Source organism: Arthrobacter sp. BF1, from assembly GCF_056680215.1.
Genome location: NZ_CM155271.1, coordinates 3,385,012 through 3,411,094, shown reverse-complemented (window position 1 = coordinate 3,411,094; position 26,083 = coordinate 3,385,012). Strand labels below are relative to the sequence as shown.

The 26,083-nt window shown below is 65.7% G+C and carries 25 protein-coding genes; 14 read left to right on the top strand and 11 right to left on the bottom strand.

Features of this window, described 5'->3' with window-relative positions; all coding sequences use genetic code 11:
* Positions 1-14 precede the first annotated feature (14 nt).
* The 3 genes from AC1MCD_RS16035 to AC1MCD_RS16025 all read right to left on the bottom strand — a co-directional run bounded on the left by AC1MCD_RS16035 (position 15) and on the right by AC1MCD_RS16025 (position 2,641).
* The gene (locus tag AC1MCD_RS16035) at positions 15-455 is read right to left on the bottom strand and encodes a VOC family protein (protein WP_498673239.1); all 441 of its coding nucleotides are present in this window, start codon (positions 453-455) and stop codon (positions 15-17) included.
* 81 nt (positions 456-536) lie between these two features.
* Positions 537-1,298, bottom strand: coding sequence for a CPBP family intramembrane glutamic endopeptidase (locus AC1MCD_RS16030; protein ID WP_498673238.1), 762 nt, complete (start codon positions 1,296-1,298; stop codon positions 537-539).
* A gap of 92 nt (positions 1,299-1,390) precedes the next feature.
* Entirely contained in the window at positions 1,391-2,641 is a 1,251-nt protein-coding gene (locus tag AC1MCD_RS16025) for an Nramp family divalent metal transporter (RefSeq protein ID WP_498673237.1), read from the bottom strand.
* 246 nt (positions 2,642-2,887) lie between these two features.
* Here AC1MCD_RS16025 and AC1MCD_RS16020 point away from each other — a divergent pair, with 246 nt between their 5' ends.
* Complete coding sequence (locus AC1MCD_RS16020) at positions 2,888-4,573, top strand: ABC-F family ATP-binding cassette domain-containing protein (RefSeq protein WP_498673236.1); 1,686 nt, start codon at positions 2,888-2,890, stop codon at positions 4,571-4,573.
* A 229-nt stretch (positions 4,574-4,802) separates the two neighbouring features.
* Entirely contained in the window at positions 4,803-6,263 is a 1,461-nt protein-coding gene (locus AC1MCD_RS16015; RefSeq protein ID WP_498673235.1) for an amino acid permease, read from the top strand.
* A gap of 149 nt (positions 6,264-6,412) precedes the next feature.
* Here AC1MCD_RS16015 and AC1MCD_RS16010 read toward each other — a convergent pair whose 3' ends face one another.
* Together AC1MCD_RS16010 and AC1MCD_RS16005 are read right to left on the bottom strand one after the other, a co-directional pair.
* The gene (locus AC1MCD_RS16010; protein ID WP_498673234.1) at positions 6,413-7,138 is read right to left on the bottom strand and encodes a dienelactone hydrolase family protein; all 726 of its coding nucleotides are present in this window, start codon (positions 7,136-7,138) and stop codon (positions 6,413-6,415) included.
* A gap of 152 nt (positions 7,139-7,290) precedes the next feature.
* Positions 7,291-7,467, bottom strand: coding sequence for a CsbD family protein (locus tag AC1MCD_RS16005; RefSeq protein WP_164205300.1), 177 nt, complete (start codon positions 7,465-7,467; stop codon positions 7,291-7,293).
* A gap of 126 nt (positions 7,468-7,593) precedes the next feature.
* Here AC1MCD_RS16005 and AC1MCD_RS16000 point away from each other — a divergent pair, with 126 nt between their 5' ends.
* The gene (locus AC1MCD_RS16000) at positions 7,594-8,052 is read left to right on the top strand and encodes an SRPBCC family protein (protein ID WP_498673233.1); all 459 of its coding nucleotides are present in this window, start codon (positions 7,594-7,596) and stop codon (positions 8,050-8,052) included.
* Positions 8,052-8,714 (top strand): pentapeptide repeat-containing protein, encoded by a 663-nt coding sequence (locus AC1MCD_RS15995; protein WP_498673232.1) that lies wholly within the window; start codon positions 8,052-8,054, stop codon positions 8,712-8,714. The genes AC1MCD_RS16000 and AC1MCD_RS15995 overlap by 1 nt, the downstream gene beginning before the upstream one ends.
* A 21-nt stretch (positions 8,715-8,735) precedes the next feature.
* On the opposite strand, the gene AC1MCD_RS15990 is transcribed toward AC1MCD_RS15995, so the two are convergent.
* On the bottom strand, positions 8,736-8,969 hold the full coding sequence (locus tag AC1MCD_RS15990) for a DUF6480 family protein (RefSeq protein WP_498673231.1): 234 nt from the start codon (positions 8,967-8,969) through the stop codon (positions 8,736-8,738).
* 76 nt (positions 8,970-9,045) lie between these two features.
* On the opposite strand from AC1MCD_RS15990, the gene AC1MCD_RS15985 reads away from it, so the two are divergent.
* A complete protein-coding gene (locus tag AC1MCD_RS15985; RefSeq protein WP_498673230.1) occupies positions 9,046-9,654 on the top strand; it encodes a GNAT family N-acetyltransferase in 609 nt (202 codons plus the stop codon).
* A 21-nt stretch (positions 9,655-9,675) separates the two neighbouring features.
* Here the strand turns inward: AC1MCD_RS15985 and AC1MCD_RS15980 are convergent, their stop codons facing one another.
* A complete protein-coding gene (locus tag AC1MCD_RS15980) occupies positions 9,676-10,425 on the bottom strand; it encodes an SGNH/GDSL hydrolase family protein (protein ID WP_498678380.1) in 750 nt (249 codons plus the stop codon).
* 238 nt (positions 10,426-10,663) lie between these two features.
* Between AC1MCD_RS15980 and AC1MCD_RS15975 the strand changes: the two genes are divergently transcribed.
* The 3 genes from AC1MCD_RS15975 (at position 10,664) to AC1MCD_RS15965 (ending at position 14,201) form a co-directional block, all read left to right on the top strand.
* Positions 10,664-11,377, top strand: coding sequence for a tyrosine-protein phosphatase (locus AC1MCD_RS15975; protein ID WP_498673229.1), 714 nt, complete (start codon positions 10,664-10,666; stop codon positions 11,375-11,377).
* Positions 11,378-11,478: 101 nt separating this feature from the next.
* Positions 11,479-13,614, top strand: coding sequence for a S1 family peptidase (locus tag AC1MCD_RS15970; protein ID WP_498673228.1), 2,136 nt, complete (start codon positions 11,479-11,481; stop codon positions 13,612-13,614).
* A gap of 179 nt (positions 13,615-13,793) precedes the next feature.
* Positions 13,794-14,201, top strand: coding sequence for a VOC family protein (locus tag AC1MCD_RS15965; protein WP_190987623.1), 408 nt, complete (start codon positions 13,794-13,796; stop codon positions 14,199-14,201).
* A gap of 33 nt (positions 14,202-14,234) precedes the next feature.
* On the opposite strand, the gene AC1MCD_RS15960 is transcribed toward AC1MCD_RS15965, so the two are convergent.
* Both AC1MCD_RS15960 and AC1MCD_RS15955 read right to left on the bottom strand, forming a co-directional pair.
* Positions 14,235-14,522: a hypothetical protein gene (locus AC1MCD_RS15960; RefSeq protein WP_498673227.1), complete on the bottom strand. Its 288-nt coding sequence runs from the start codon at positions 14,520-14,522 to the stop codon at positions 14,235-14,237.
* Positions 14,523-14,642: 120 nt separating this feature from the next.
* Positions 14,643-15,995, bottom strand: a complete 1,353-nt coding sequence (locus AC1MCD_RS15955; protein WP_498673226.1) for an MFS transporter — start codon at positions 15,993-15,995, stop codon at positions 14,643-14,645.
* A 364-nt stretch (positions 15,996-16,359) separates the two neighbouring features.
* On the opposite strand from AC1MCD_RS15955, the gene pta reads away from it, so the two are divergent.
* The 4 genes from pta to AC1MCD_RS15935 all read left to right on the top strand — a co-directional run bounded on the left by pta (position 16,360) and on the right by AC1MCD_RS15935 (position 22,333).
* Positions 16,360-18,453 (top strand): phosphate acetyltransferase, encoded by a 2,094-nt coding sequence (pta, locus tag AC1MCD_RS15950; RefSeq protein ID WP_498673225.1) that lies wholly within the window; start codon positions 16,360-16,362, stop codon positions 18,451-18,453.
* A 57-nt stretch (positions 18,454-18,510) separates the two neighbouring features.
* Positions 18,511-21,249: a winged helix-turn-helix domain-containing protein gene (locus AC1MCD_RS15945; protein WP_498673224.1), complete on the top strand. Its 2,739-nt coding sequence runs from the start codon at positions 18,511-18,513 to the stop codon at positions 21,247-21,249.
* A 123-nt stretch (positions 21,250-21,372) separates the two neighbouring features.
* Positions 21,373-22,062 carry a hypothetical protein gene (locus tag AC1MCD_RS15940; protein ID WP_498673223.1) on the top strand — a complete coding sequence of 230 codons (690 nt, stop codon included), beginning with the start codon at positions 21,373-21,375 and terminating at the stop codon, positions 22,060-22,062.
* Between the two features lie 31 nt (positions 22,063-22,093).
* Positions 22,094-22,333 carry a DUF8691 family protein gene (locus tag AC1MCD_RS15935; protein WP_498673222.1) on the top strand — a complete coding sequence of 80 codons (240 nt, stop codon included), beginning with the start codon at positions 22,094-22,096 and terminating at the stop codon, positions 22,331-22,333.
* Here AC1MCD_RS15935 and AC1MCD_RS15930 read toward each other — a convergent pair.
* On the bottom strand, positions 22,330-22,599 hold the full coding sequence (locus AC1MCD_RS15930) for a hypothetical protein (RefSeq protein WP_498673221.1): 270 nt from the start codon (positions 22,597-22,599) through the stop codon (positions 22,330-22,332). The genes AC1MCD_RS15935 and AC1MCD_RS15930 overlap by 4 nt on opposite strands.
* Positions 22,600-22,716: 117 nt before the next feature.
* Here AC1MCD_RS15930 and AC1MCD_RS15925 point away from each other — a divergent pair, with 117 nt between their 5' ends.
* The gene (locus tag AC1MCD_RS15925; protein WP_498673220.1) at positions 22,717-23,877 is read left to right on the top strand and encodes an acetate kinase; all 1,161 of its coding nucleotides are present in this window, start codon (positions 22,717-22,719) and stop codon (positions 23,875-23,877) included.
* An 8-nt stretch (positions 23,878-23,885) separates the two neighbouring features.
* A complete protein-coding gene (locus AC1MCD_RS15920) occupies positions 23,886-24,458 on the top strand; it encodes a GNAT family N-acetyltransferase (RefSeq protein ID WP_498673219.1) in 573 nt (190 codons plus the stop codon).
* Here the strand turns inward: AC1MCD_RS15920 and AC1MCD_RS15915 are convergent.
* Positions 24,455-26,080 (bottom strand): PucR family transcriptional regulator, encoded by a 1,626-nt coding sequence (locus tag AC1MCD_RS15915; RefSeq protein ID WP_498673218.1) that lies wholly within the window; start codon positions 26,078-26,080, stop codon positions 24,455-24,457. The genes AC1MCD_RS15920 and AC1MCD_RS15915 overlap by 4 nt on opposite strands.
* Between the last annotated feature and the right edge of the window lie 3 nt (positions 26,081-26,083).

The window sequence follows — 26,083 nt, the reverse complement described above, 5'->3', positions numbered from 1 at the left end:
GTCTAGTAATCGGGTCAGCTGATGCAGAACTCGTTGCCTTCCGGATCGGCCATGGTGTGCCATCCGTGCGGGCCTTCGTTGGCGGACCAGAGGAAGGTGGCCCCGCGGGCTTCCAGCTGCTCCCGGACTTCTTCCTTGTCCCGGCCGTCCAGGCGGACGTCCCAATGGACGCGGTTCTTGACGGTTTTTCCTTCCGGGACCGCCTGGAACAGGACCCGGTGGGCAGGTGCCTTTGCTTCGAGTTCCTCCGGTGGCCGGATGGCCTGTCCTGTCCGCCACACCAGTTTGCCGTGGTGGGTGAGGGTTTCCTCTTCCGTGGCGTACCCCTGGCTGATCATGGAGCGGATGAAGGCCTCATCCTGCGGCTCCACGGCCCAGTCCAGGGTTTCCGCCCACCAGTCGGCAAGCTCGTGCGGGTTTTTGCTGTCCACCACCATCTGGATCTTCAGTCCCATCCCACCAACCTACGCGCGGCAACGGGCCGGGGGATAGGGGACGGTGCCCCCTCACTGCGAAGTGACCCCGCGTTGGTGGGTTTAGGGCTGGGCCTGCTGGAGCTGCTCGAAGAGTTCCGGCGGGATGGCGTAGATGAAAATGACTGCGAGCAGGTTCTTCGCCGCATGCACAAAGTAGGAGAACATCAGGTTTTTTCCGGTCCACACATACACAAACACCAGGGTGGCGCCCATGGCCAGGTAGGGCAGCAGCGCAGGTAAGGTGATCGCTTCCTGGCCCACAATGTGGAGGGCGGCGAACAGCACCACGGACAGGGCGCAGCACAGCCAGATGTTGAGCCGGCGGCTGAGCTTGCCGATCAGCAGGTGCCGGAAGATGTACTCCTCCACGAACGGGCCCACGATTACCACCACGGGCACCATCAGCCAGGCGGGGACCTGTTGCATCAGTTCCTGCAGTCCGGCCTGGTTTGCGGAGGTCTGCACCCCGCCGGCCGCCGACACCACGAGCGCGGTGAGAATCATCATGGCTATGACCGCTGCGGGAACCATCATGAGGGTGAACCAAGGCCGGGTGGCCAGCACCCGCAGGTCCCGGCTGATCACGCGGCGGGCGGCAATCACCGCCAGGATCCCGACGGAACCATAGAAGAGCAGGTTCACTCCGTAGGACGCAGCGGCGGGGCTGGGTGCCAGTTGCCGCAGGAGCGGGGCGAGCAGTTCACCCGCGACGGCGAACAGTCCGGCCACGGCCACGTACAGGCCGACGGTGCCGAAATCCAGCGGGGAAAACCGGTACAGCTCAGGCTGCGGAGCGGGTGGTCGCCGGTGCGTGGTTGTCATGCATTCAGCCTAACTTCCGCCCCGTTGCTCCATCACTTTTGGTCGCCATTTAGGGGGCCTACGGACCAGGGAGCGGTAGAGCAACGGGGGTGTCAGGTTTGGCCCGCGATGGTGAGGGCAATAAGGACGCAGTTCAGGACAACGATCAGCGCCGCGCTGGTCCAGCCCGCGATCTTCAGCGGCATGGAGTCCGTGTGGATGCCCATCACGTCGCGTTTCCCGGTGAGCCGGATCAGGGGGATCAGGGCGAAGGGAATACCGAAGCTGAGCAGGACCTGGCTCAGGACCAAGGCCAGAGTCGGCTCGATCCCGGCCCCGAGGACCACCAGTGCGGGGATCAGGGTGATCACACGGCGGGTCAGCAGCGGCACGCGGACCCGCAGCAGGCCGCCCATGATGGTGGCACCTGCGTAGCAGCCGACCGATGTTGAGGCCAGGCCGGATGCCAGCAGCCCGACAGCGAACACCACACCAATGACCGGACCCAGGGCTGAGCTGACGGCGGCGTGAGCACCGGCAATGGTATCCGTCCCTTCAATGCCTCGAAGGCTGGACGCGGCCAGCAGGAGCATCGCGATATTGACTACCCCGGCGAGCATCAGGGCCCCGGCCACGTCGAACCGGGTGGCCCGTATAAGCCGTGTCCGGACCGCGGGATCCTCCGAGAAGCCATGCCTGTCCCGGGCCAGCGCCGAATGCAGATAGATGGCGTGCGGCATCACTGTTGCCCCGAGCATGCTGGCCGCAAGGAGAACCGTATCCGTTCCCTCAAAGCGGGGGATCAGGCCATTCAAGGCACTTCCGGCGTCCGGGGGATTCACGAAGAGCCCCGAAACGAAACCCACCGCGATCACGCCCAGAAGGATCAGGATCGCGTACTCGAAAGACTGCTGACCGCGGGAGGACTGCAGCGCGAGCAGCAGCATCGACGCAAGGCCGATGATGAGGCCGCCGGCCAACAGCGGCAGCCCGAAGAGCAGGTTCAGTGCCACCGCACCGCCGATGACTTCGGCCATGTCGGTCGCCCCGGCCACAACTTCAGCCTGGGCCCAGTACAACCGCCGGCGGCCCTTGCCCAGGCGCCTGCCCATAATTTCGGGAAGGCTCATACCCGTTGCCAGGCCCAGCTTCGCCGACTGATACTGCACCAGAACGGCCATGGCGTTCGCTGCCACCAAGACCCAGACCAGCAGGTACCCGTAGCTGGCGCCCGCAGTCAGGTTGGCGGCAACGTTTCCGGGATCCACATAGGCAATGGCAGCAACAAATGCCGGTCCCATCAGCAGCAGACGCGACCATCGCCGCCCCGCCGCGGGGCGTGCCTGAACTGTGGGAATGGCCATCCTGGTCCTCGTCATTGGGGGCGAACTAATATCACCAAGATAGCGTAATTTAGGCACACCGAAAACATTTATTTCGGAGGTCCATATTGACCTGCGTGCCCGTCCAAGGCAGGCTGGACCGATGAAGTCCTAACACCAGCCCGGCCACACCGGACGGCGCCCCCCGAATCCACGGCCGCCGTCGAGCCTCATCTGCACCTCACTGACCTCCGGCGGTCACACTGCGGAAAATCACAAGGACTTCTTTTGACTGAACACCTCAACCTTTCGGGCGTCTCCCATGGCTACGGCGACCGGCTCCTGCTTGACGGCATCAGCCTGGTAATCACCGCGGGGGAGCACGTGGCAATCGTTGGTGAGAACGGCGCCGGCAAGTCCACGCTGCTCCGGATCCTGGCCGGCCTCGAGGCTCCCGACGAAGGCGCCGCGAGCATTCACGGCCGGGTGGGCTACCTTGCCCAGACCCACGGCCTGCCGGAATCCTTCACCGTGGGTGCCGCCATCGACGCTTCCCTGGCTTCGCTGCGGGCGCTCGAGGCGGAGCTGGACCGGCTGGAGGCAGGCCTGGCCGACGCCGAGGACGAAGAGCTTGAGACCTACGGCCGGCTGCAGACCGAATACCAGCTGCGCGAAGGCTATGCGGCGGAATCCAGGGTGGAGGCTGCGCTGGACCGGCTGGGCCTGGGCGGTCTGGACCGAAACCGGCTCCTGGGCTCGCTGTCCGGCGGTGAACAGGAACGCGTGGCGCTGGCCTGTGTCCTGGCCGACCCTGCGGACATCCTGCTCCTGGACGAACCCACCAACCACCTGGACGCCCGGGGAACGGCGTGGCTGGAGGACCGCCTGGCTGCGCACCGCGGCACCGTGGTGGTGGTGTCCCATGACCGTGTGCTCCTCCGCAGGGTGGCCAGCACCATCATCGAGGTGGATGCTGAGCGCCGTGCCGTGACCCGCTATGGCAACGGCTATGACGGTTACCTCCGCGAGAAGACCGCCGAACGCCAGCGCTGGGTCCAGGAGTACCACGCCTGGATTGGCGCAATGGAGGCCGAACAGCGGCAGGCGGACACCGTGGCCGGGAAAATGGGTTACGCCCGCAAGCGCGACGGCGACAAGATGGGCTTCGATTTCAAAGCCGGCACCTGGCAGAAGGCGGCCACCAGCAAGGTCCGCAACGCCCAGGAGCGGCTCCGCCGGCTGGAAGCGAGCCCGGTTGACCGCCCGCCGGTTCCCTTGCGCCTGAACGCGGACCTGGCCGTGGATCCGGAAGCTGCGCCGACGCCGGCTGGCCTGGTGGAGCCCACGGCGGTGCTCTCGGTCCGCGGCGTGAGCGTCCCCGGGCGCCTGCGCCCCACGGATTTCGAAGCGTGGACCGGTGACAAGATCCTCATCACCGGTCCCAACGGCGCCGGCAAGTCCACGCTGCTTTCCGTGCTGGCCGGCACGCTGGAACCTGCCGCGGGAAGCGTGACCCTTCCAGCGCGCGTCGGCTACCTGCAACAGGAGCTCGAACTGCCGGAACGGCCCTCGCTGCGGCTGCTGCCGGCCTTCGTGGCAGGGCTGGGCGGCAACATCGATGAGCATGCAGAGGCCCTCCTTCGCCTTGGCCTGTTCCGCACCAGCGAGTTCCACGTCCCGGTGGGCAGCCTGTCCGCGGGCCAGCAGCGCAGGCTAGCCCTCGCCCGTTTGCTGCTGGGCGGCTTCAGCACCCTGATCGTGGACGAACCCACCAATCACCTGGCGCCCGTGCTGGTGGAGCAGCTAGAGGAGGCGCTCGCGGACTTCGCCGGGACGCTGGTGATGGTCAGTCACGACCGCGCCCTTCGGGACTGGTTTTCCCGGAACGCGAAGAAGAGCGAAAAATCGCGGACTGACGAGGCCGGGCGCTGGATCCGGTACTCGATGGACCGCGGGGTGCTGGCCCGGGCGTGATGGCTACCGGTCCGAAGGACATCGCAGCTTGTATGCCCCATCGGCAAAAGCTCAGAATATCGTTTCGTGGAAAGCTCTAATTTGCGATTTTAATTTGCGTTAACTGCCGCTGAGTGTTGTCCGCGTCACGAACGCATAACGGCGCCTTGTAATATGGAAAAGCCGCGCGAGCCCTCAATATAGTTGGGACTTTGTGCTGGCCACCCCCCCGACTCCACAAGGAATTGTTGTGCCTCAAAGTACCCCCACAGAACTTCAGAGCCGGACGGCGCCATCCGCCGCCGTCGACTCTTCCCTCAGCGCCGAGGGCTACAAAAAGACCCTGGGCCGCCGCCACGTAACCATGATTGCGATGGGCGGCGCGATCGGCGTCGGGCTCTTCATGGGCGCCGGCGGACGCCTGGCCTCCACCGGCCCCGCGCTGATTTTCTCCTACGCCATTGCCGGCGTTATCGCCTACCTGCTGATGCGTGCGCTCGGCGAGCTGATCATGTACCGCCAGACCTCCGGCTCGTTCGTCAGCTACGCCGGGGAGATGTTCGGCAAAAAAGGCGCCTACCTGTCCGGCTGGATGTACTTCATCAACTGGGCCATGACCGGTATTGCCGAGCTCATCGCGATCGGCCTGTACTTCCAGTTCTTCTTCCCCAATGTCCCCGTTGAGCTGTCCGCCCTCGCCGCGCTGGTGCTGCTGGTGGCCGTGAACCTGCTCAGCGTCAAGGCGTTCGGCGAGTTCGAATTCTGGGCTTCCTGCCTGAAGGTGGCGGCCATCGTCACCTTCCTCGCCGTGGGCACGTTCATGGTGGTCACCAACGCCAAGGTCGGCGACGGGCACGCTTCAGTCAACAACCTCTTCCACGAGGATGGCGGCATGTTCCCCAAGGGCGCGCTGGTGATGATCCTGGTCCTCAACGCCGTCATCTTCGCCTACAATGCGATCGAACTGGTGGGCATCACCGCCGGCGAAATGGAGAATCCGGAACGCGAAGTCCCCAAGGCCATCCGCGCCGTTGTGGTCCGCATCGTGGTGTTCTACGTGGGCTCGGTATCCCTCCTGGCCATGCTCCTGCCCTCGGACCAGTACCACGCCGGCACGTCGCCGTTCGTGACCGTGTTCGGCCAGATGGGCCTGGCCTGGATGGGCGACGTCATGAACATGATCGTCATCACCGCGGCCCTGTCCTCCTGCAACACCGGCCTGTATTCGATCGGCCGGATCTTCCGCACCATGGCCAACAACGGTCATGCCCCGCAGTGGCTCACCAAGATGTCCTCACGCCACGTGCCGTACGCAGCCATCCTGGCCATCGCCGCGGTGTACCTCGTGGGGATCCTGCTGAACATCTGGCTGGGCGGCTCCCACGCGTTCGACCTCGCACTGAACTCGGCATCCATCGGCGTGATCTTCACGTGGGGCTCCATCTTCGCCAGCCAGATCGCGCTGCGCAAAAAGAAGGGCAAAGTTTCGTCGTTGCCCATGCCCGGCTCGCCCTGGACGAGCTGGGCCGGACTCGTGGCATTGCTGGCCATCACCGTGCTGATCGGGTTCGACACCATGACCAGTGAGACCGGCGAAGTCTTCATGCTGGGCCTCTGGACCCTTGCCACCATCCCGTTCTTCGCGCTGGTGCTGTGGCTGGGATGGCAGAAGGTCAAGCACAACGAGCCCAAGAGCGAGCTCTTCAGCTAGTTCCTGGCACCGGACGCTAAGAAGTACGACGTCGGCGGGTCACCCTCTCGGGGGCGGCCCGCCGACGTCGTTAATTCCCATCGACTGCTCCGTAACGGCCGTTTTGAGGCCGCAAAAGGGCGCCTACGCAGCAATCGATGGGAATGCAACTAATCCTTGAGGTAACGGCCGAAGTGGTCCTCGATCCGCTGCCAGGCCTCGGGGGCGGACTGCGGGTCCGGGCCCATGCCCATCACGCGCATCAGCGGCCGGAACAGGGCCGGGCCCTCGTCGGTTTCGTTGAGGAACGAATGGCCGGCGGTGGGAAATTCCTTGACGCTGTTTTCGATCCCCAAGTTATCCAAGGCAGTCTCCAGCTTTTCCGCGGCGCCCTTGAGAGTCTTGTCCTTGCCGCCAAAGTTGGCCACGATGGGGCAGGCGCCGCGGAGGGCTCCCTCCAGGTCGCGGGGCAGGCGGCCGTAGTTGACGGAGGCGGCGTCGAAGCCGTCGCGGGCCACCAGCAGGGCGAAGCCGCCGCCCATGCAGAACCCGATCACGCCGGTCTTACCTGTGGACAGCGGCGAAGTGGCCAGCCAGGTCCGGGCCGTGGCGAGGTCGGTAAATACCCGGCCGGTTCCCGTGGCCATGCTCCGCATGGTGCTGACCAGGCAGCGCCGGGCGCCGCCGTCGCTGAAGAGGTCCACCGCGAGCGTCAGGTAACCGGCCCGCGCCAGCCTGTCCGCATGTGCGCGCATTTGGTCGTTCAGCCCGAACGCTTCGTGGATCATCACGACGGCGGGAAAAGGGCCCGGGCCCGAAGGTGTGGCGAGGTATCCGCCCAGGGAGGGGGAACCTCCGGCAGCGGCGCTCCGGGCGCTGAGGTCGACGTACGTCATGGGCCAAGGGTAGCCGCCGTCACATCGATTGCTCCGTAACCGCCGTTACGGCGCCCCAAAACGGCGGTTACGGAGCAATCGATGGGGGAAAAGGGCAAAAGGATGGCGGTGGATCCCCCATGAGGATCCACCGCCGTCCGGTATTGGAAGTACTAGTCCTTCTTGAAGGTGTCCTTGACGTCTTCGCCGACCTTCTTTGCGTCAGCCTTGACCTGATCGGTCTGGCCTTCGGCCTTCAGACGGTCGTTGTCGGTAGCATTTCCGGCCGCTTCCTTGGCCTTGCCGCCGAGGTTTTCTGCTTCGTTACTGATCTTGTCTCCGAGGCCCATGGCTGGCCGCCTTTCGTTTCGCGTTGATCAAACAATGCGTTTTCACCATAACACAAAGCATGCTTACCATTTCAAGCCCTGGGAAACCTGATGCCCGATGTCCCAGTCCCCGGCTAGGCTCGATGCATGGATCACACAACCACCCTGACCCAGCACATCCATGCCCGTCCGGACAAGGTTTGGACCGTCATTTCGGATATCCCGGGCTCCGCCGGCACACTTTCCGGCATCAACGCCGTGCAGATGCTCACCGAAGGGCCCTACGGCGAGGGGACTCGCTGGAAGGAAACGCGGACCATGATGGGCCGGGCTGAAACGGTGGAGATGTGGGTGTCCAAGGCTGATCCGCCTCGCAGCACCACCGTGAAGGCACAGCAGGGCGGCGCCGATTACACCACCCGCTTCAGCCTTGCCGAGCGCGACGGCGGAACGGACCTTACCCTGACCTTCGGCGCCGACGTAGTGAAGCCCACAGTTCTCAGCAAGGTCACCATGGCGTTGTTCGGCAAGATCGGCATGAGCATCACCCGCAAGGCCCTGGCGAAGGATCTTGCAGAAATCGCGGCCAAAGCGGAATCGCTTTAATGGCGGCCAAGCTGCCCAAGATCGTCGGTCCCCGCCTTACCGAGGTCCGGCTGGAGGACCTGACCGAAGACGCCGCACCAAATTTCCGGCGCGGTGAAAAGTACGACGGCGTCCGGTACAGCCGCGTGGCTGCCGACGGTCTGGAACTGAGCGGCACTGACTTCGCAGAGTGCGATTTCCAGGGCGTCTCGTTCAATGACACCCAGCTCCGCGGGGCGGGCTTCCGCGATTGCATCCTGTCCGAGCTGTATGCGCCAGTGTTCAGGGCAGCCCGTTCCACGTGGCGCGACGTGCACCTGAACAACCCCCGGCTCGGGTCCGCTGAACTTTACGAGAGCGGCATGCAGTCCGTGCGGATCGACGGCGGCAAGCTGGACTTCCTGAACCTGCGGGGAGCCAAGCTGACGGACGTCCTCATCACCGATTGCATCATCAACGAACTGGATCTGGGTTCCGCCGCGGCAACACGGGTGGTCCTGAAGAACTGCACCATCGGGACACTGGACCTCACCGGGGCGCGGTTGAAGGACTTCGACGTCCGCGGCAGCGATTTCCGGACCATCAGCGGCCTGGGCAGCCTTGCCGGGTTGGTGATCGATGACTATCAGCTGAGCCTGCTGGCCCCGCTCCTGGCCGGCCACCTGGGTATCCGGGTGGTGTAACGGCATCCGGTCCAGGGCCGGTCAGTCGAAGAAACCCACGATGTAGCCGATGAAGAAGAGCAGGAACAGCAGGACGCCGGCGGCGATGGCCGAGATCCAAAAGACCTGCGCTCCTTTTCCGGACCCCTTCAGCACAGGTTCATGCGTTCCCGCCACAGAACCCTCCCCGGGCGGTGTTTCGCCCGGGGGAACACCGCCGCCGGGTTCCAGGCCGGTGATCTTGTCGTCCTGCGGATCGGGGTTAGGTCCGGTCACAATAACTCCCTCGGCTCGACGTCCTGGTGGTGTCCCCAGAGTAACCGGCTCCGGTTGACGGGCCTAGGCTGATGCTGTGACTTTTCTCGAACCCATCACCCTGACCGGCCGGCACGTCGTCCTCGACCCGCTCAGTTTTGCGCACCTCGACGGGCTCGCGGCGGCAGCGCGCGATGGTGAGCTGTGGAATCTCTGGTACACGTCCGTTCCCAAGCCGGAGGGGATGGCCGCGGAGATTGAACGCCGGCTGGCGATGCAGGAGCAGGGTTCCATGCTCCCGTTCACCACCCGGCTCATCGATCCGGCCACAGGGGGCCCGGGCCGGATCATCGGCATGACCACGTACTGCAATTTCGACGCCGCCACGCCCCGCGTGGAGATCGGCTACACCTGGAATGCCGCGTCCGTCCACGGCACCGGAACCAACCCGGACTCGAAGCTGCTGCTGTTGCGCCACGCCTTCGAGACAATCGGCTGCGTGGCGGTGGAATTCTGCACGCACTGGATGAACCACCAGTCGCGGGAGGCCATTGCCAGGCTCGGCGCCAAGCAGGACGGTGTGCTCAGAAGCCACCGCCGAACCAGCGACGGAGTACTCCGGGACACCGTGGTGTTCTCCATCCTGGAGCACGAGTGGCCCATGGTCCGTAACGGCCTCGAACACAGGCTCGCCAAGCACCCGTAGGGGGTGCTTGGCGAGCTGGTTTCAGTTCAGAGTAAGCGCAAAAGCCTTTTTGTTGACCAATGATGCAAAGTAGCCGTGCCGATAGCCCTCGCCATTGGGGTGGAAGTTGGCACCATCGAGCGGATTTGCCGGGTTGTAGTTGATCCAGGGATCCGCCGAGCCAATGCCGTGGCCGGTGAAAGCGGTGGCGACGTCGACATATGTGGACCCGGTCCCTACTGCCACGTTTGCGATGACCTGGTTCAGTGCTCCGGCCAAGGGATTTGCCACCCCGGCGAACGGGTGGGAAGGGTCGAACAGCAAGGGGTATCCGGTGAAGACCACCTTGGCAGTAGGCGACTTGGACTTGATGGCCGCCACGATTTCTCCCAGGCCCGTGCCGAGACTGCCGAGTTTTGTTGCCACGGCCCCTTGAGCGGTGACGCACTCCACCGACTCCGGTGCGGGAACGCAGGCCATCAGGACGGCGATGGAATCGAGGTCGTTTCCACCGGCCGTCACCGTCACAATATCGGTGTCACCAGTGACCTTCAGGAGCGCAGCATCCCTGACCTGGGAAGTCTTCCAACCCGAACAAGCTGCGTTTGCCGTTAGCTCCACGTTGCGGAGATGGTCAGCTATCACGGGGTATCCCTTACGGCTTAGATCGCAGACGGGGTCCGTATAAGGGGCCGCGCCTACCCCCGCAGCGTAGGAATCGCCGAGCGCAACATAATTGAGCTGGCCTGGCGGAGCCGCCTGCGCTGGAACAGCTGCAAACCCCAAAGTCATTGCCATGGTGGCGAGCGCGGCTGCAAAAGCCGAGCACCGCCGTCGTACCGTTGTCGTTGCCATCGGATTCCCCTCAGATTGATCAATTGGACGAGCGACACAAGCAGGTAATGGTTACCGTACGCCTCACACCCAAGCCCGTCACCGATCCGGAGTACTCGACTTTCCGTGTGCCCGGCTACGTGTGAATGCTGGCGCCCGCGTGCGGCCGCTGGCGGCTTTGTGCTTAACTTTGCGGATGGAGGAACGAAGCGGTGCCGTGGGCTGGGATGGGGCTGTTAATGCCTGGCACGTCGCCGGCGGCGTCTACCGCATGGGGCGGCGCGAATGGCTCACCGAAACCGGGTGGCAGCAGGCGTACGACGACGGCGTCCGCACCGTGGTGGATCTGCGTCACCCGCGCGAGGCGCTGCGCCGGGACACCGATCCGGCCGTGCCTGAGCACGCGTGGTCAGGCGTGAACATCGTCGTCGCCCCCACCGAAGAGCCCGACGATCCGCGGTTCACTGCCGTGTGCGGCCCCTACCTCAACGATCCCGCCCATTATCTGCACAATGTCAGGCTGTACCCGCAGAAACTTATTGCCGTTTTCCGCGCGGTGGCTGCCGCGACGGGTGCCGTCGTCGTTCACTGCGCGGCCGGCCGGGACCGCAGCGGATTGGTGGCGGCCATGATCCAGGATCTCGCCGGCCACTCCGACCATCTCATCGCTGACGGCTACTCGAAGGCCGCCCGCGGCATCAACGAGCGTTACCGGACGCACGGGCCTCCGCACGCGCGCGAAAGTTACCTCGCCGACGCCGACCTGGCACCCCTGCTCGCGGACCGCGGCCAGACGGTGGTGAAGTTCGTCCGTGACCTGGACACCCGGACGTTCCTGTTGGAGAACGGGCTGTCCGAAAAAGAAATCGCTGACATTAAGCGCCTCGCCGGGGGCCGGGTACCCTTGTGACGTACGTGGCCAGTGTGACAGCTGGTGACGTGGCCGTGAGAAGGACCGCTCACGGGCGACAGTTGGCGTACTTGAGCGGGACGAGCGGAACGGCTATCCGAATGAAACGAGTTTTTGCCGCAGGGACAGTAGCCGGAATGGCTTTGGCGCTGGGATTCGGTGTTGCCCCGGCCGTGGCCGTCCCGGGAGCCGTCCATACGGAAATCGCAGCCTGGGGCAGTTCGGCGGCGAACGATCTTTCCGCGAGCGGTGCCGCTAGTCCGGCGGCCGACGTTTCGACAGCTGCCGGTCCTTCGGCCGGTCCATCCGAGGCAGGCCTCTCGGAGGCCGTGCTTCGTGATCTGGGCATGAGCCTTGCGGAATTCAACGCCGCCGGAGAACTTGGCCGGCAGGCAGCCGACGCCCTCGATACCCTGGAGGGGCTGCCTGGCTTTGTGGGCGTCAGCCTAAAGAACGGCAAAATCCAGGTTCAAGGTGCGGGCCCTGCCCTCCACACCAAAGTGGATGAACTGAACCAACCGGGCCCCGCAGACTTTGTGCTGGTGGCGCCGTCAAGGATTGAACCGACCGCACAGTCCGCTCGGGCCCCCGAATCCGCGGCCGCCTCGCCAGCACCGGACCTGGTGGCGAACGATATTGATCAGCTGTTCCACGCCTACGTCAGTGACGTTGGAACCCGGGGCCTCCAGGCCGTGGCCTACACTGACGGGCACTTTGTGATCCGCGCCGGTTCGGTGAATACTTCGGAAGCCGACGTCCCCGTCACCGGGAGCGGACAGCCCTCCGTGGAGACGTCCGCACCGGCATCGGCCGCTCCCGGCAAGTTGACCCCTGCACAGTTCGTGTCCCGCTACGCGAATGTTCAACTGGAGAAGGGCGCGGCAGTCAAAACCGAAGACGACATTTTCGGCGGGCAAGGATTTTTCGTCGACAACATGATCAGGTGCTCCACAGGCTTCAGCGCGTTTGACCCCACGGGACTTCCGCTGGTCCTGACAGCCGGGCATTGCACTCAGGACGGTCTGGCGCACGCCGCCGGCCTTGAGCCGCTCAGCTGGGCTCCGGCCAGTGGGAGCACTACTCCCACCCCGTGGCCATTGCCTCCGCTGGCCCCGCTCGGCAACTTTGGGTTCAGCCAGTTCGGCGGGCCGAACAATGCGGCGGCAACAGCGGCCGGATCTCCAGTCGGCACCGACATTGCTGTCATCAAGGACATCACTCCCGGCCTCAACCTTCAGCCGGCCGCCACAACCTGGGACGATAAAAAGGCTCCGGACCCCGTCAAGATTGTGGGGACCAAAGCGCCGGTGCAGGGCGATCCCGTGTGCCGGTCGGGACGGACGACGGGCTGGAAGTGCGGCGTTATTGATTCCATCGCGATCCTGATGATGCCCGGGTCAAAGACCGCGCCGCCGGACTACGACAATGACCTGCGTCCAGTGCGCGCCTTCGACTCAACGTCCGTAACGTCGGCGGGCGGTGATTCAGGCGGCCCCTGGATCAGCGGCAACTATGCGGTGGGGACGCACACCGGAGCCGAAATTCTCGACGGCGTACAGACGCGCGCCATTGCCGCCACCCTCGAGGACTCCCTCGCCAGCATCCCCGGGGGAGTCCAGCTGCAACTCTTCCTCAACAAGCCCTCGGTGACCGCGCCTGCCCCGGGTACAACGTTCGACGCCGGCCAGACCGTGACAGGGATGGTTGCCGCCGCTCCGGCCTCGGCAGTCGCGGCCGGCTCGAAGGTCAAAGTCACGATGGCAGGGGACGCGCCCTTCGAAGTGCCCGTGGACGCCAACGGGGCGTGGTCATTTACGACCCCTGCCGGGTCCGGTCCTTTGAAATTTACGGCCGAAACTGTCAACGGATTCAGCGCCTCGGGACCTGTCGCGTTCGAGTTCAAGGCAGCACCGCAGGTCGCGGCTCCGCCTCCGGCCGACGCTCCGGCTGCGCCACCGGCCGTCCAGCAGACCGCACCGGCTGCCCCGCCCGCCGCAACCCCGGCTGAGGTTCCCGCCGCCAACGATGCGCCGACCTCCGCGGCTGCCGCCGCCGTCGTCGTACGTCCGCTCACAGGCGAGGCCCCCACAACGTTGGCCAAAACCGGTGTCTCCGGGCTCTTTCTCGCGGCAGGCCTCTCAGCCGCCGCGCTCGCCGTCGGCGGAGTATTGCTCGCGGTGCTCCGGCGGCGGAAGCGCGAGCGCCCCACCGCAACCCCGGAACGCTCTCTCACTTAATGCGGGTTTTTTAGGAACCCTCTATCACTCCGGCCTCTGGTGGCCGGGGGAAGGGAGAGAGGGTTGGCCAGAAACCCACATTAAGTGAAAGAGCGTCTGATAGGGGGAGCGGGGCGGGGGCCTCGGCGGATCTTTCGGGGGCGGCCAGGCGTAAGATTTTCCCCGTAGGAGGTGGCGAAATGAACCTAGCCCTGAACACAGCCACAACCATTTTGCCGGTTGACGACGTGGCGCGCGCGCACAGTTTTTACACTGAAAAACTGGGCCTCCCGCGCCGCGGAATGACTGAAGATGGAAGCGAGTTGCTTGGTGCCGACGGCGGCCCGATGCTGCAGTTGAAGCCAGTCTCGGACGGAAAACACTCCGAGCACACCGCCCTCAGTTTCGAGGTGCGTGACATTGAGCGCGTTGTGCAGGACATGGAGGCCCGGGGCGTCCGGTTCCAGGATTACGACCTGCCCAACCTGAGGACCGAAAACCATATCTGCACCACGGACTCCGAGAAGTGCGCCTGGTTCATGGACACAGAGCACAACATCCTCTGTGTCCACGAAACCTTGGGCGCCCAGGCTGACTACCAGCTCTGAGTCAGCCAGTGCAACAGCCCGCCAAAGCAGGCGTCAGGCTTCGGCGCCGCCGTGGAGGCCGTCGTCGCTGCTGTCATCCGACGGGCCGGTGCCGGTGTCGGTCAAGTCCATATTCCCGCGCGCTTCCTCCATGGTGGGTCCGCCACGCGGCACGCTGTAGGTGTCCGGGCGGATGCCGTGCAGCTGTTCCTCGATCAGCGCCTGCTCTTCGCTGAAGCGGATGACGTTGGCCTCGTCACCGACGTCGCCCGGGCTGTCCTCCCGGAGGGTGGAGGGGTCAGGAATGATGAATCCGGGATCCGGCTCTTTGTGGTGGCTCATGGCTGGCCTTCCTTCGGTTGTGGCTGGCTCTGTCCTTCCACCGTAGCCCCATGTGGTCGGCGACAAAACAAAAGCGGTGGACCACCCCGGGGTGGTCCACCGCTTCGTGACGGAGCGCAGTTAGCTGGCGTTTTCCTCCAGCGTGAGGTCGCGGTCCCTGGTCTCCGGGGCCTTGATCGCCTGGAACAGCGAGATGCCCACGATGATCATCATGTAGACGGCAATGGGCCAATAGGAATTAGTCATCCATGCCAGCAGGGCAGAGCAGATGATGGGTGCGATGCCGCCGCCGAAGATGGCGGAGAACTCGCGGGCGATGGCCACCCCGGCGTAGCGGTACTTGGACCCGAACAGTTCGGCATACATGGCCGACTGGGCCGCGATGCCGCCCTCGACGGCGAAGGTGAAGCCCACGGCGTATACGAGTGCGATCAGCCAGACGTTGCCCGTGCTGCTGAGCCAGAACGCGGGGAAGGAGAACAGGAAGAGGAACGCGAGGATAAAGATGTTCACGGGCTTCCGGCCCCAGCGGTCCGTGGCGCGTCCGGCGATCAGTGCCGCGGGGATGGCGAACAGGCCGCCCATGGCCAGCATCTGGGGTATGAGGGTTTTGTCGATGTTGACCACGGAGATCAGGAAGGTGCCCAGGAACGCCTGGTAGATGTAGGAGTGGGCGTGCGTGCCCATGTTGATGAGGAAGACCTGGCGCAGTGGACGGCGGCCCTTCTTGAGCACTTCCGAAACCGGGGAAGCAGCCTCCACGTGCTCCTTCTTCAGCTCGGAGAAGATCGGGGATTCCTTCATGTTGCGGCGGATCAGGTAGGCCGCCACCGTGACCAGTGCGCTGGACAGGAACACCAGGCGCCAGCCCCAGGACTCGAGGTCTTCACGCGGCAGCATCTGGACCAGGATCCAGGCGCCGGATCCGAAGACGGAGCCGACGGCGGCACCCGCCCAGACGAGGGACGTCATGGCTCCGCGTTTGCCCTTCGGGGCAAACTCGGCGAGCAGCACCACGGCGCTGGCCATTTCGGCGCCGGCGCCGAAGCCCTGGATGAAGCGGAGCACTGTCAGCAGGATGGGGGCGAGGATGCCCACGGATTCGTAGGTGGGCAGCAGGCCCATGGCGAACGTGGCGGTTCCCATCAGGGCCAGCGTGGCCACGAGGACAAACTTGCGGCCGATCTTGTCGCCGTAGCGGGAGAAGAACAGGCCGCCCATGGGCCGCGCGATGAAGCCGACGGCGTACGCGCCGAAGCTTGCGATGAAGCCGACTGCGGGGGAGACATTGGGGAAGAACAGGGTGTTGAAGATGATGGCAGTGCCAACACCGTAAACAACCATGTCGTAGTTTTCCAGGACGGTGCCGATGAAGCCCGCCCAGCCTGCGCGGCGCAGTTCGGTCTTATTGACGGCGGCCGGGTGAAGGGCACCGTGTGTCTTTGTGCCCGTAGGCGAGGGGCTTTGCGTCATTGCTTTTCCTGTTCTGAGACGGCGCCCACAGCTCCGTCGACGCGGGTACCACCGTATAGGAAGAAGCAACACTTGGCAATCGGTTGCGACAATTTGGCAACTTGTTGCCAGGCGGCGCGATTCGGCTTCCCGGCGCCGCCGTCCCGGCCTGGAGCGCCTCACCCGTCCGCCCCGCCCCCGGCGACCCTCTCTCACTTATTGCGGGTTTTTTCGCAGCGGTCTCTCACTCTCCTCAAGAAAGTGATAGAGCGTTTCGAAAAAACCGACGTTAACTGAGAGAGCGTTTGGGCTGGAGGAGATCACCCGCGCCCGCCTGAAGTGCAAGGATGGTTGGTACCTGCACCAGCACAGCAAAGGGCGGACCATGGCCAAAGGTATTTACGTCAGCGCAACCACTCCGGGCTCGGGCAAATCCCTTGTAGCCCTGGGCCTCGCCGACACACTTCACCGGCACGCGGACCGGATCGGTTTCTTCAAGCCGGTGGTCCACGGCCCGGACGCGTCGGATGACCCCATGGTGGCCCTGATGAAAGCGCGTTTCGGGCTCGACGACGACCGGTGCCGCGGGGGACTGACGTCCGGCGAGGTGCGTGCCCTCCTTGCCGACGGAAAACGGGCCGAAATCGACACCCGCTGCGTGGAAATCTTCGCCGACATCGCCAAGAACTGCGACGTGGTGATCGTGGAAGGAACGGACCTGACCGGCCAGGACGCCGCCGTCGAGTTTGACCTCAACGCACGGCTGGCCAACAACCTCGCCGCCCCGGTGGTCGCCGTGGTCGGTGCGAAAGGGCTCAGCGTGGCGGAGGCGGCCGCCGCCGTCGAAGTTGCCCGCAAGGAGCTGATCGCGGAGAAATGTTCGCTGCTGGCCATCATGGTGAACCGCGCCGACCCGGAACTCGTGGACAGGATCGCGGCAGAGGTGACGGTGGGAGCCTCCGGCCGGCCGGTCTACGTCCTGCCGGAGCTGGAGGAGATCGCCCGGCCCACCACCGGCGAGGTGGCGACGGCCCTGGGCGTGCGGCAGATCGCCGGCCGTGCGGACATGGAACGGGACGTGAAGGACATCAAGGTGGCGGCCATGAACGTGGGCAACTTCCTGAACGTCCTTGAGGAGGGCGCCCTGGTTATCGTCCCGGGGGACCGCGCGGACGTGATGGTGGCCTGCCTGGCGTCGTCGTTCTCGCCGGAATTTCCGGTGCCGTCTGCGCTGATCCTCTCCGGCGGCCTCGCCCCGGACGCCAACATCTACCCGCTTCTGGCGCAGGCTCCCTTCCCCGTGTTCGCCGCTGGCGAGGACACTTACATGACGGCCAAGCGCGTCTCCGAGGTCCGCAGCGAGATCTGGTCCGGGCACCGCCGCAAGGTGGCCTCCGCCCTGGGGCTCTGGTCCAAGCGCGTGGATGAGACCGAGCTGGTGGAACGTCTCCACTTGCCCCGCCTGGAACGGATGACCCCGCTGCGGTTCCTGCACGACCTCATCGAACGGGCCCGCGCGCAGCGCCGGCACGTGGTGCTGCCGGAGGGGACGGACGTGCGGATCCTGCGCGCCGCGGAAATCCTGCACCGCCGCGACGTCTGCGACCTCACCCTGCTGGGGCCCGAAACGGACGTCCGGGAGCTTGCCGCAGCCAACGGGATCGACCTGGCCGGGATCAACATCGTGGATCCGGCCACCTCCGAGCTGCGCCAAAAGTTCGCCGAGGAGTACGCCAGGCTGCGGGCCCACAAGGGCGTGGACCTGGCCAAGGCGCTGGAAACCATGCAGGACGGCAGCTACTTCGGCACCATGATGGTCCAGCTGGGCGTGGTGGACGGCATGGTCTCCGGCGCCGCGCACACCACCGCGCACACCATCCGCCCTGCGCTGGAGTTCGTGAAGACCCGCGACGGCGTCAAGATCGTTTCCTCGGTGTTCCTGATGCTCATGCCGGACCGCGTCCTGGTCTACGGCGACTGCGCCGTGAACCCGGACCCCAACGTTGAGCAGCTGGCGGACATCGCCCTCGCCTCGGCAGAGACGGCCGCGCAGTTCGGCGTGGAGCCCCGGGTGGCTATGCTGTCCTACTCCACCGGCGGCTCCGGCTCGGGCGAGGCCGTGGACGAAGTCCGGCAGGCCACCGAACTGGTAAGGACGCGCCGCCCGGATCTCGCCGTCGAGGGTCCCATCCAGTACGACGCCGCCGTGGACGCCTCCATCGCGGAGTCCAAAATGCCGGGCTCGTCCGTGGCCGGGCAGGCCACGGTGTTCATCTTCCCGGACCTGAACACCGGCAACAACACGTACAAGGCGGTGCAGCAGAGCTCGGGGGCTGTCGCCGTCGGGCCCGTCCTGCAGGGGCTCCGCAAGCCGGTCAACGACCTCTCCCGCGGCTGCACCGTGGAGGACATCGTGAACACGGTGGCCATCACGGCCATCCAGGCGCAGGTGCCGGCTCCGGCGGCCGTCGAGGGGTGAACGTCCGACGGCGGCACCTGGTTGGGTGCCGCCGTCGCCTAGGTAGAACGGGACCGCATGGAGCATTCGTTGATTGCCACGAAGCTTTATGTCCCCGCGCCGCGCCGGGGATTTGTGGCACGCCCCCGGCTGCGGGAGAAGCTGCGGCTCGGCGCGGAGTCCGGACTGACGCTCGTGTCCGCTCCGGCGGGGTTCGGGAAGACCGCCCTCCTGGCTGACTGGCTGGGTGCGGCCGGCGAGGACCGCCGCGTTGCCTGGCTCTCGCTGGATCCGGCCGATAGCGAGCCGGCCTCATTCTGGAGTTGCGTTGTCACGTCCCTGCAGGCCGCGGTGCCCGGCGTCGCGGCCGGGGCGCTGGAGCTACTCGGGTCCTCGCCGTCGGCAACCGAGCTGATCCTCACCTCCCTCGTGAACGACCTCGCGGAGGTGACCGAGGACGTGTGGCTGGTGCTGGACGACTATCACTCGGTGGACAGCCAGGCAGTGCGTGCCGGCATGACCTATTTCCTGGAGCACCTTCCGCCGCAGGTGCACGTGGTGCTGAGCACCCGCTCGGACCCGGATCTGCCCCTGTCCCGTTGGCGGGTGCGGGGCAACCTGGCGGAGATCCGTGCCGCAGACCTGCGGTTCACCCCGGTTGAGACCGCGGCGTACTTCAATGATGTTGCGGGCCTGGATCTGGCCGCCGAGCAGGTGTCCACCCTGGAACAACGGACCGAGGGATGGATTGCCGCGCTCCAGCTGGCCGCGCTTTCGCTCACGGATCGTGACGACGCCGCAGGTTTCATCGCGCGCTTCGCCGGAAACGACCGGTACATCGTGGACTACCTGGTGGAGGAAGTGCTGGAGCATCAGCCCGAGTCCGTCTGCAGTTTCCTGCTGCACACGGCTGTCCTGGGCAGGCTCACGGGACCGCTCTGTAACGCGGTGACAGGCCGCGATGACGGAAGCGCCACGCTGGTGGCCCTGGAACGGGCCAACCTCTTTGTCGTCCCGCTGGACGACCAGCGCGAGTGGTACCGCTACCACCACCTTTTCGCCGATGTGCTGCGGGGACGCCTGCTCAGCGAGGAGCCGGGCCGGATTCCAGTGCTGCATCGGCGCGCCAGCCAGTGGTACGAGTCAAATGGACACGTTGAGGACGCCGTCCGGCACGCGCTCGCTGGCCAGGACTTTGACCGTGCGGCGCATCTGGTTGAGCTGGCTGTGCCGGTGCTCCGGCGCAGCCGCCAGGACGCTGTGCTGTTCGGCTGGCTGAAAGCGTTGCCGGATGCCGCCATCCGGAGGAGCCCGGTGCTGAGCGTGTTTTATGGCGGGATGTTGATGATCGCCGGAGATCTCGCGGGGGTGGAGCGGCGGCTCGACGACGCCGACCGTGCGCTGGCGGATGGGGCTGCTACCGAAGAAGATCGGATGCTGCCGGCCACGATCGCCATGTACCGGGCCTCGCTCGCCCAGGCCCTGGGTGATGTGGCCGGCACCTCGGCCCACGCCCGCAATGCCCTGGCGCTGGCCGGCCCCAGCCACCATTTTGCGCGGGGCGCGGCCGGCGCATTCCTGGGGCTTGCCGCGTGGGCGGAAGGCGATGTACGCCGTGCCTTGGAAACGTTCACGCAGGCTGTTGCGAGCCTGCGTTTGGCCGGAAATATGCTGGACGAGCTCAGCAGCACCGTCATACTTTCCGACATGTGGCAGGCGGCGGGCCGGCCCGGCGAAGCGCGGCGGATCTGCGAGGCGGCCCTGCAACAGGCCAATAAGCGGGGCGAAGCCATGGTGCGGGCGAGCGCGGAACTGCACGTGGCCCTCAGTGAGATCTGCCGTCAGTCCGGCGACCTTAGCAGCGCAATCCGGCACCTCGATGCCGCCACGGCCTTCGTGGAGCGGGGTCCCATGACCGAAAGCCGCTACCGGTGGTTTGTGACGAAGGGGCTGGTTGCCCAGGACGAGGGCGACCCGGGCAGCGCCATCAGTTACCTGGACCAGGCAGAACAGCTTTTCCGGCCCGGGTTCTTCCCCGCGGTGCGGCCTATCCCGGCCATCAAAGCCCGCGTCCGCATACGCCAGGGTGACCTGGCCGAGGCAGCTGCCTGGGCACGGGCGGCCGGGGTTGATGCGGCTGATGAGGCCGGTTACATGCTCGAGTACAGCCACCTCACCCTGGTCCGTCATCTGGTTGCACAGCATCGGGACGAGCCGGATTCCGGCGCCGCCGACGGTGCCGTTGACCTGCTGGACCGGCTGCTCGCAGATGCGGCCGCATCGGGCCGTGCGGGCAGCGTGGTGGAGATCCGCATGCTGCAGGCCCTTGCGCATGACGTGCTGGGCCACGGCCGGCAGGCGCAGGAGGCGCTGGCTTCTGCGTTGACCGGATCACCCGAGCCGGATGAGTATGTTCGGCTGTTCCTGGACGAGGGGCCGCCCATGCTGGAGCTGCTGCGCGCGGCCGCCGGCGGGGCAAAGCAGGAGGCAACGCACGACGGCGGTGCTGCCGCCCACGCTCTGCGCCTGCTCGGCCTGGGTGCGCCTCCACAACCGGTACCGTCACAACCTGCACCCTCACAGCCGGTACCTTCGCGCCCGGGGGAGGAGTCGCCGTCGGACGTTGACCCGCTGAGCGAGCGGGAACGGCAGGTCCTCAGGCTCCTCGACAGTGAACTGAGCGGGCCGGAGATTGCCCGCGCACTGTTCATTTCACACAACACGCTGCGCACGCACACCAAACACATCTTCACCAAGCTCGGCGTTACCAGCCGCCGGGCGGCCGTACGCCGTGCACGCGACAACGGCCTGCTGTAAGCGGGCCGGGTTTCACCCTGTCAGTCACATCATGGGGTGACGCGCGCTCACCCCGCCGGTCCCTACCTTTGAGTTAGCCGGCAGCGCCCCGCTGCCGCAGGAAGACCATTCAGGGAGCCGGACATGTCCATTACCACCACCAAACTCACCAGCTGGGCCGGCCTGAGCGCGGCCGCCGCGGGCCTGCTGTTCATCGGGGTCCAGATCAACCACCCCCACCTGGATGCAGAATTTGCCACCACCACCGAGTACACCGTCCGCCAAAGCCTGAAGGTGCTCATGGCCGGCCTGTCACTGGTCGGCATCACCGGCATGTACCTGCGCCAGGTGACCCAGGCCGGCGTGCTGGGGCTGGTGGGCTACCTCGTGTTTGGTGCCGGCTACCTCATCATGATCAGCGTGGAAGTCATCGGGGCGGTGGTCCTGCCAACGATTGCCCGCACCACACCCGGCTACGTCAACGACATTTTCGCCACGGTCATGGGGGACCCTGTGACCGGCGACATCGGCCTGATGTTCGGCCTCAACCTGGCTTCCGCCGTCACGTTCCTCGGCGGTGGCTTCATCTTCGGCATTGCACTCTTCCGCGCCCGGGTGCTCGCCCGCTGGGCTGCGGCACTGCTCGCCGTCGGCTCCGTGACAGCCCTCGCCCTCCCGCTGCTGCCGCAGGTCAACGACCGGCTGTTCGCCCTGCCCATCGGCGCAGCGCTGATCGGTTTGGGGTACTCGCTGTGGAGCGGGCTGCGGACGAAGACGGCACCGACCATGCCGGGCGCCGTCGCTTCGCCAGCCCAGGCGGGAGGCGCGAAGTGACAGCCGGGGCGGCGGCCTCTGTGAGGGCGTCATGAATGCCTCCCCAAACCGCCAGGTGCCCGCCCGGTACGACATCCGTATCGGCGGACACCTGGACCAGCACTGGTCGGCCTGGTTCGACGACCTCATTGTCAGCCCTGAAGCCGACGGCACCACCAAACTGAGTGGGTTCGTGGCCGATCAGGCCGCACTGCACGGGGTGCTCACAAGGATCCGGGACTTGGGGCTCGTCCTCCTCTCCGTGGAAGCTGTGGCAGTCAGAAGTGCCTAGCTGTTCTCAGGCTTGGCGACGCTGTCCGGGTCCTCCTGCTTGGCAGGCTCATCGGAGAGGCCTTCGGGCGTAAGGTCCAGGTTCTGCGGATCTTCAGGCTGTTCCGCGGCATCGCCAACTTCCGCGGCTTTGGGCTTTCCGGTGTCGTCCAGGGCCGGGTTGGCGCCTTCGACGCCGGTGGGGTCCTGCGTTCCGCCGGTGTTGGCGGAATCCGTGGTGTCGGCGTCCGGGTTGGAGTTGTCGGGCTGAGTGGTGTCGTTCGGCATGGAAGTCCCTCTCTGCGTAGTGCAACGTGTCCGCCCGACTCTATGCAGGCTTGGGCCGCCGACGCAACGGGTGCATATAGTGGCAGTAACCACGCCAGCAAGGCTCAGGAGGCCCGCATGCTTGTGCTCGTCATCAATTCCGGCTCGTCCTCGCTGAAGTACCAGGTGCGCGATGTCGCCGCCGGCAGTGTGCTGACCGAGGGGCTGATCGAGAAGATCGGCATGGGCAACGGCGGTGGCGGGGACGGCGAAATCGAAGGCCCCCGGGACCATGCGGAGGCGCTGGAGAAGGTGGATGCGGCCATCCATGCGGAGTTCGGCGACCTGGAGCTGGGCGCCGTGGGCCACCGGGTGGTGCACGGCGGGGAGCGGTTCGCCGAGCCCGTGCTGATCGACAACGAGATCACCCGCGCCATCGAGCGGCTGAACCCGCTGGCGCCGCTGCACAACCCCGCCAACGTCCTGGGCATCCGCGCCATCACCAAGAAATGGCCGGACCTCCCGCAGGTTGCCGTGTTCGACACAGCCTTCCACCGCAGCCTCCCCGAGCACGCCTGGCGGTACGCCGTCCCCGACGAGCTGTACACCAACCACGGCATCCGCCGCTACGGCTTCCACGGCACCTCCCACGAGTACGTCACGCACCGGGCCGCCGGGCTGCTGGACGTTCCGGTGGAAGAGTTCGACGGCGTCATCGCCCACCTCGGGAACGGCGCCTCCGTCACGGCCATCCGGGGCGGCAAATCCGTAGACACGTCCATGGGCTTCACGCCGCTAGAAGGCCTGGTGATGGGCACCCGCTCGGGCGACCTGGATCCCTCCATCCTGGTGTTCCTGGGCCGGGCAGGCTGGACGCCGGAGGACCTGGACACCATGCTCAACCGTGAATCCGGGCTGAAGGGCCTCGCCGGTAACAACGACATGCGCTCCGTTGTGGAGGCCTCCGAGGCGGGCGATGCCAAGGCGTCCATGGCGCTCGCGGTCACGTCGTACCGGCTGGCCAAGTACATCGGCGGCTATCACGTGGCCGTCGGCGGCGCGAAGGCGCTCGTTTTTACCGCGGGCATCGGCGAGAATTCATACCAGTTCCGCGCCCTGGTGGCGGACAAGCTGGGCGCGCTGGGCATAGAGCTCGACGCCGGCCTGAACAGTCAGCGGGCCAAGGAACCGCGCGTGATTTCCACTCCGGAGTCGGCGATTCCGGTTTTGGTGGTGCCCACCGACGAGGAGCGGGCCATCGCGGAGGCGACTGCCGCCGTCGTCCACCCCGCTGACTGAGTGCTCCAGTGGTTGACATCGTTTTGCCGATCCGCACTGAGCGCCTCATCCTGCGCCGCTTCGAAGCTGCGGACCTCGACGCTTTCCACGCGTACCATTCGCTGCCCGAGACGGCCCGGTTCCTGCCACGGGAAGCCAAGACCTATACGCAGTCCATGGAGTACGTCGGGAAATACGCCAACTTTGAGTTCGCCAAGGAGGGCGACTGGCTGGCCTTGGCTGTCGAGGCCCAGGACTCACCAGGCCTGGCGGGCGAGGTGGTGCTCAAATGGCTGGAGGGGACCGGTCAGGCTGAGATCGGGTGGAGCCTTGCGCCGGCGGCCCGTGGCAAAGGGTATGCGGCAGAGGCTGCGGATGCGGTGCTCAAGCTGGGGTTCGGGGAGTTGGGCTTCCATCGGATCGAGGCAAAGCTCGACGCCCTGAACACCGCCTCCGCCGCTCTCTGCGACCGGCTGGGCATGCGGTTGGAATCGCGCCAGGTGGACAAGTGGCGTTACAAGGGGCAGTGGGCCACGGAGGTGGTCTACGCCATCCTCGATGATGAATGGCGCGCCCGGCACGGAGCAACCGATGGGGCTTAAGCGGCGAGATCCATGGTGGTGAGCCGCAGCCAGAGCCAGAGGCGCTTCTGGGGGTCGTCCAAGTCGAGGTCGAAGTCCTTGGCCAGGCGTGAGACCCGGTAGCGCACGGTGTTGTTGTGCACGTGCAGGAGCGAAGCCATCGCGGAGATGTTGCCGCTTGAGGCCAGATAGGCCCGCAGGGTGTCCAGATAGTCAGTCTGTTGATCGGCGTCGTGGGCCTGGATCCTGGTGATGTCATCGACGTCGGACAGTCCGGTTTCGGCGATGAACGCGCCGACTTTCAGGAGGTTCAGCGGGATGCGGTAGTCCTCGAACAGCCCGGCGGCGGGGGACTGCGCCCGGAGGAGGTACTGCAGCGTCTGCAGCGCTTCGGACCGTGAGCCCGGCAAGTCCTCGACACGACGGGCGATGCCTCCCACCGCGGCGATGAGCGGGTAGGAGCTGATGGTGTGTGCGTAGGCGCCGATTTCCTGAACCAACCGCCTGTGCGCCGCCCTTGGTCCGGTTCCCTCGCAGGGCAGGAGGGCGTAGACCACGGAGTCGATCAGGGCGCTGTGGCTGGTGTTGAACTGGATGTTGCAGACGGTCGTGACCAAGTGCAGCAGCCGTTGGATCTCCCGCACCGATTCAAGGCTCCCGGTCTCGGGGCGGACGATCGAAAATGCCGCGACGGCCAGCCCGTTGGCCGCATCGAGTCCGAGCTGGGCGGCAGCAAACGAAGCATGCTCCGGATCGTCCATGAGCGTGCGGATCAGGTCCCCGTTGCGGCGCTCGCCGAAGTCCGACGCCGAGCGGGCGTGGAGCATGTGGAGGCCGGCCAGCGGTGCCATCCTGTCGAGGGAGTTCAGCGCTGCCTCCCGTTTGTCTTCGCCCGGATCAATGATCCAGATGGAGCCAAGGAGTTCCCCGCCGGCCCTCACGGCGAGGGCGAGCCTGGCCATCTCCTCGTCCACCCCGGGAATCAGCACCGCGCCCCCGGCCGCATAGACGGTCTTGAAGTCCGAATCGAAGGCGGGCGGCTGGATTTCCTGCAGGGAGAGGGTTGTGACGCGGCGCAGTTCGTCGACAGGCTGGCCCGGCAGCGTGGAATAGCCGAGTATTCGTCCGAGCGGATCCACGATGCTTGCTGCGCCGCTGGTGATCGACGCCGCCGCGTTGGCGAACGCGTAAAGGTCGCCGAGCCGGACCCCGGAGACGGAATCTGCGGCGGCCCCCATCACGGATGCCCGGGCCAGTGTCACCAGGCGCGTCCAGTCCTCATTGTCGGGCGCTACCAGCACGGCCAGGCTGTGCAGGACTGCCGCGGACCGAAGCCGTTCCATCGGCGTCCCGTGGGCTTTGACAATCACGGCGGCCGCGTTGCTGTTGGAGGCGCGGTGCAGGAGCTGGTCGAAATCCACCGAGCCGCAGGTCAGGCCGACAGCCAGGATGATCCGGTCGTCCACGCTGGTCCATTCATCCAGGGGGTCGTACATGAGGACGTCCGAGACGGCGTGGCCGAGGTTTTCCGGTGTGGGGTTGGCGTGTACCAGATCGGCCTGCATCAGCTGGATGCAGTCCGATAACCGCACCACCGCGCCGTGAAGATCGCCCTCTGTCAGGCCCGATGTCGCGTTTTCCATACG

Bases quoted from the DNA above. Each gene is read 5' to 3' on its own strand.
- AC1MCD_RS16035 (WP_498673239.1), bottom strand. From the start codon at position 455: ATGGGACTGAAGATCCAGATGGTGGTGGACAGCAAAAACCCGCACGAG.
- AC1MCD_RS16030 (WP_498673238.1), bottom strand. From the start codon at position 1,298: ATGACAACCACGCACCGGCGACCACCCGCTCCGCAGCCTGAGCTGTAC.
- AC1MCD_RS16025 (WP_498673237.1), bottom strand. From the start codon at position 2,641: ATGGCCATTCCCACAGTTCAGGCACGCCCCGCGGCGGGGCGGCGATGG.
- AC1MCD_RS16010 (WP_498673234.1), bottom strand. From the start codon at position 7,138: ATGACGTACGTCGACCTCAGCGCCCGGAGCGCCGCTGCCGGAGGTTCC.
- AC1MCD_RS16005 (WP_164205300.1), bottom strand. From the start codon at position 7,467: ATGGGCCTCGGAGACAAGATCAGTAACGAAGCAGAAAACCTCGGCGGC.
- AC1MCD_RS16000 (WP_498673233.1), top strand. From the start codon at position 7,594: ATGGATCACACAACCACCCTGACCCAGCACATCCATGCCCGTCCGGAC.
- AC1MCD_RS15995 (WP_498673232.1), top strand. From the start codon at position 8,052: ATGGCGGCCAAGCTGCCCAAGATCGTCGGTCCCCGCCTTACCGAGGTC.
- AC1MCD_RS15980 (WP_498678380.1), bottom strand. From the start codon at position 10,425: ATGACTTTGGGGTTTGCAGCTGTTCCAGCGCAGGCGGCTCCGCCAGGC.
- AC1MCD_RS15975 (WP_498673229.1), top strand. From the start codon at position 10,664: ATGGAGGAACGAAGCGGTGCCGTGGGCTGGGATGGGGCTGTTAATGCC.
- AC1MCD_RS15970 (WP_498673228.1), top strand. From the start codon at position 11,479: ATGAAACGAGTTTTTGCCGCAGGGACAGTAGCCGGAATGGCTTTGGCG.
- AC1MCD_RS15965 (WP_190987623.1), top strand. From the start codon at position 13,794: ATGAACCTAGCCCTGAACACAGCCACAACCATTTTGCCGGTTGACGAC.
- AC1MCD_RS15960 (WP_498673227.1), bottom strand. From the start codon at position 14,522: ATGAGCCACCACAAAGAGCCGGATCCCGGATTCATCATTCCTGACCCC.
- AC1MCD_RS15955 (WP_498673226.1), bottom strand. From the start codon at position 15,995: ATGACGCAAAGCCCCTCGCCTACGGGCACAAAGACACACGGTGCCCTT.
- pta (WP_498673225.1), top strand. From the start codon at position 16,360: ATGGCCAAAGGTATTTACGTCAGCGCAACCACTCCGGGCTCGGGCAAA.
- AC1MCD_RS15945 (WP_498673224.1), top strand. From the start codon at position 18,511: ATGGAGCATTCGTTGATTGCCACGAAGCTTTATGTCCCCGCGCCGCGC.
- AC1MCD_RS15940 (WP_498673223.1), top strand. From the start codon at position 21,373: ATGTCCATTACCACCACCAAACTCACCAGCTGGGCCGGCCTGAGCGCG.
- AC1MCD_RS15935 (WP_498673222.1), top strand. From the start codon at position 22,094: ATGAATGCCTCCCCAAACCGCCAGGTGCCCGCCCGGTACGACATCCGT.
- AC1MCD_RS15930 (WP_498673221.1), bottom strand. From the start codon at position 22,599: ATGCCGAACGACACCACTCAGCCCGACAACTCCAACCCGGACGCCGAC.
- AC1MCD_RS15925 (WP_498673220.1), top strand. From the start codon at position 22,717: ATGCTTGTGCTCGTCATCAATTCCGGCTCGTCCTCGCTGAAGTACCAG.
- AC1MCD_RS15915 (WP_498673218.1), bottom strand. From the start codon at position 26,080: ATGGAAAACGCGACATCGGGCCTGACAGAGGGCGATCTTCACGGCGCG.